1 protein-coding gene is annotated in these 1,870 nt (G+C 48.1%); it reads left to right on the top strand.

Going from position 1 to position 1,870, the window contains the following annotated elements; all coding sequences use genetic code 11:
- The first annotated feature begins 541 nt into the window (after positions 1-541).
- Positions 542-1,789, top strand: coding sequence for a group II intron reverse transcriptase/maturase (gene ltrA / locus J2T13_RS26135; protein WP_429375633.1), 1,248 nt, complete (start codon positions 542-544; stop codon positions 1,787-1,789).
- Positions 1,790-1,870: the final 81 nt, after the last annotated feature.

Raw genomic sequence — 1,870 nt, 5'->3', positions numbered from 1 at the left:
TGTGCGCCACGAAGGCTCGGTGCTTAAGAGCACCATAGCCATGCTGGACAGAAGATGAGAGTAGGCCTCTCGAAACCGCTGTGCAGGCGGAGGTTTCAAACCACCTTAAGCTGCTGTGGTCAAAAGCCGTGGTGGTGAGCGTTAAGGAAAAGGCAAGGCTAGACCTTGTCAGGTATGTGACACGGAGACGAACACAAGTGAACCACTGATAAAGTGTCGAAAGCGTAGGAATGTCATCAAAACCAGAGGGGAGTCGTTAACCTGGGATCAGTCTGGAAGCAACCTGTTTACTGACCAGATGGTGACCGGCATGAAGGTGGCGTGAACGTGACATAGGCTTCTGTATCGGAACGTGGGAACCTAAGACTCCGATGCTAATGGAAAAATCCAAGCGGAAACCCCGCAAGGATGAAAGTACAGATGCGGAGTATAGGGGCGGAACAGCCCGTAGTAGCAATGAACCCACTAAAAAGGTGGCGGAGCCAAGGGGTTGTATTATCCTGTTTTGAAAATTCGTCAACTACGAAAGTGGGAGGAACCAATGGACAAAACAAAGTCGTATGAAATTTCAAGGCACACCGTATGGGAAGCTTACAAGCTAGTCAGAGCGAACAAAGGAGCTGCCGGAGTCGATGAACAATCGATTCAGAAGTTTGAAGAAAACCTGAAAGACAACCTCTATAAAATCTGGAATCGAATGTCCTCGGGAAGCTATTTCCCTCCCGCAGTCAAAGCGGTAGAGATACCGAAGAAGAATGGTGGGGTGAGGATGTTAGGAATCCCTACCGTCGCAGATCGCATTGCACAAATGACAGTGAAGCTGACCTTTGAGCCGTTGGTGGAACCCATATTCCACTCGGACTCTTATGGGTACAGACCTGGGAAATCGGCGATTGATGCGGTTCGAGTGACAAGAACCCGATGTTGGCGATATGACTGGGTGTTGGAATTTGACATCAAAGGTCTGTTCGACAACATCGACCACGAGTTGCTTATGAAAGCAGTGAAGAAGCATACGGACTGTCCTTGGGTCATCCTCTACATTGAAAGATGGTTAACGGCTCCATTTCAAATGAAGAATGGAGACAAAGTAGAACGAAGATCCGGCACCCCGCAAGGTGGAGTCATCAGTCCAGTACTTGCTAATCTGTTCATGCACTATACGTTCGACCAATGGATGGTAAAAGAGCAACCGAATAATCCGTGGGCAAGATATGCGGATGATGCAGTGATCCATTGTCGGACACAAAAGGATGCGGAACGACTGCTAGAACGACTGGGGGAGCGGTTTAAGCAATGCAAACTCGAACTGCATCCAGAGAAAACCCAGATTGTTTACTGTAAAGATGCGGATCGAAAGGGAGATCATCCTGAGATTAAGTTCGATTTTCTAGGGTACACCTTTCGTCCAAGAAGGTCGAAGAATCGGCATGGGAAATTCTTCATTAACTTCACACCAGCAGTAAGTAATAAGGCGTGTAAAGCAATGAGACAGACGATAAGAGGCTGGCGAATGCATTTGAAACCGGACATAGAGATCGAAGACTTGTCGCGGAAGTACAATGCTGTCATAAGAGGTTGGATCAACTACTACGGACACTTCTACAAGTCGCAATTATACCCCGTCTTACGTCATATGGATCTAGCCCTTGTTCACTGGGCTAGAAGGAAATACAAAAAGCTCGAACGACATAAAATGAGAGCGACAAGATGGTTAGGACGACTAGCGAGGAATCTTCCACATTTGTTTGCACATTGGCAGATGGGGATACTGCCTGCGACTGGATAATGGGAGCCGGATGAGCCGAGAGGTTCACGTCCGGTTCTGAGAGGGACTAGGGGTGCGATTCCCTTGGTCTACTCACCTTGT

Origin of the sequence: Paenibacillus sp. DS2015 (genome assembly GCF_050433705.1) — a bacterium.
Classification (GTDB): Bacteria; Bacillota; Bacilli; order Paenibacillales; family Paenibacillaceae; genus Paenibacillus_AQ.
The sequence above is the reverse complement of the archived record's forward strand: the minus strand, read 5'-3'. Positions and strand labels throughout refer to the sequence as shown.

Coding starts and splice junctions, on each gene's coding strand:
- ltrA (WP_429375633.1), top strand. CDS start 542: ATGGACAAAACAAAGTCGTATGAAATTTCAAGGCACACCGTATGGGAA.